The sequence below is a fragment of the Borreliella yangtzensis genome (genome assembly GCF_014201775.1).
In the GTDB taxonomy this organism is placed as follows: Bacteria; Spirochaetota; Spirochaetia; order Borreliales; family Borreliaceae; genus Borreliella; species Borreliella yangtzensis.
Genome location: NZ_JACHFG010000056.1, coordinates 1 through 1,721 on the forward strand (window position 1 = coordinate 1; position 1,721 = coordinate 1,721).

Genomic DNA, 1,721 nt, shown 5'->3' on the forward strand with positions numbered 1-1,721 from the left:
TTTACTCCAAAGAGTTACAGCCCGGAGGAATTATTACTAAGTGGGTTGCAAAAATTAAGCAAAAAAGGGAAGAAATGCTAGATCAAATTGGTAATTTGATTAATCCCCCATCCCATCTGCGTGTACGCAGTCGGTTTCGCAAGTTTTGAAAAATATAAGGAGGCTTTAAGTGCAAAATTGCGTGAATAGTAAAAACCCAACAAGTGAACAAAAGATAGACGAGCATTGTGTGATTTTCAAGGAAAAACGCGGTTCAAGCAGTTTTAGGGACCGTATAGAAGCGTATGTGAAAAAACTTGAGGAGGTCAAGGCGATTAATTCACCGGAGCTTAACTGCAAAAATTCTATTCACAATGCGGCCGAAATCGATCAATCCATAATCGACGAAATCAAAAATGAAAATTTTACAGAAAATAATTTCATGGAGACTGGTTTTGTTGGTCTTGACAAAATAATTAACCCGTTGAAAGAACACGCTTTTGTGGTAATTGGGTCAAAGCCTGGTGTTGGTAAAACTGCTTTTGCACTCAATATTGTAAACAATTTGTGCCAACAAGGAAGAAGAGTTGGATTTTTTTCAATTGAAATGTCCAGTGAATCTATAACGAAGAGACTTTTGTCAATTAGTTCTGGCATTGAATGTGATAAGATTGGTGATAATAGTTTGATGGATGAGAATGAGCGCGACATATATGCAAAAGCACGCTCTAAGATTAAGAATTACTCTCTTGTGGTTGATAATTCGTATGATATCCAAATATGCGAATTGAAGGCCCAAGCTAGAAAAATGAAAGAGGACGGCGTTGAGATTATTTTCATTGACCGTATTAGACTAATTTCCACACCGCATAATAATATGTCCCGTTTTGATCGATTTTCATTCTTGAGCCGTAATATACATGAACTTTCACGTGAGCTTGATATGCCAATAATAGTTCTATGTCAACTTAATAGTAGTTTGGAGAGTGCGTTCGAGAGTGCGATTGATAGTAGTTTGGAGAGTAGAGAGCCTAGTTTGGCAGATTTGGGAGAGTTGGAGTCTTTAGAACAAGACGCTGATATGGTAATTTTTTTGCATAGAGGAAAAAAAGAATATCTATACAGGGATCAAAACAATAATGCAGGAGTGCATAAAGTGAAGGCGATAGTTGCTAAAAATAGAGAAGGTTACAGAGGTGTTGTGACTATGGGTTTTGAGCCTAAATGCGTTAGATTTGTTGATTCACAAGTCTCTTGACGTGTTGAACATCTTTTTGAGGAAAGCTGACAACTTTCCTCAAAAAAAGCATAGTTTTGAAAACTTGCTATTATTTGGCTGTAATTTGTGTTATACTACACTTGGTGAGTGAGAAATTATGGAATTAGTTTCAATAACAAACATTACTGAAGAACAAATATATAAAGAGTTCCTTCGATTAGGAATGGAGCAACTAATAGCACAAGATTTGTCTAAAAGATATTATCACAATAACCTTACGTATAGAGATTTAGAAAATTTAGAAAAACAATTTGGAATAAAGTTTGAGAATCTTGAGTTCAAGATTGATACTGTTAAAAATGAACTCAATACTAAGATTGATACTGTAGAAAAGAATTTACAAAAGGATATAGCTAACTTAGACGCTAAGATTGATACTGTTAAAAATGAACTCAATACTAAGATTGATACTGTAGAAAAGAATTTACAAAAGGATATAGCTAACTTAGACGCTAAGATTGAT

At 34.7% G+C, this 1,721-nt stretch carries 2 protein-coding genes; both read left to right on the plus strand.

Translation table 11 applies throughout. The annotated features are described in order from the left end of the window. Positions 1 to 169: 169 nt before the first annotated feature. Positions 170 to 1,237, plus strand: a complete 1,068-nt coding sequence (locus tag HNP68_RS06660) for a DnaB-like helicase C-terminal domain-containing protein (protein ID WP_183221667.1) — start codon at positions 170 to 172, stop codon at positions 1,235 to 1,237. A gap of 118 nt (positions 1,238 to 1,355) precedes the next feature. Beyond that, on the plus strand, positions 1,356 to 1,721 hold a 366-nt coding region (gene bdr, locus HNP68_RS06665), incomplete at its 3' end, for a Bdr family repetitive protein (RefSeq protein ID WP_221240675.1).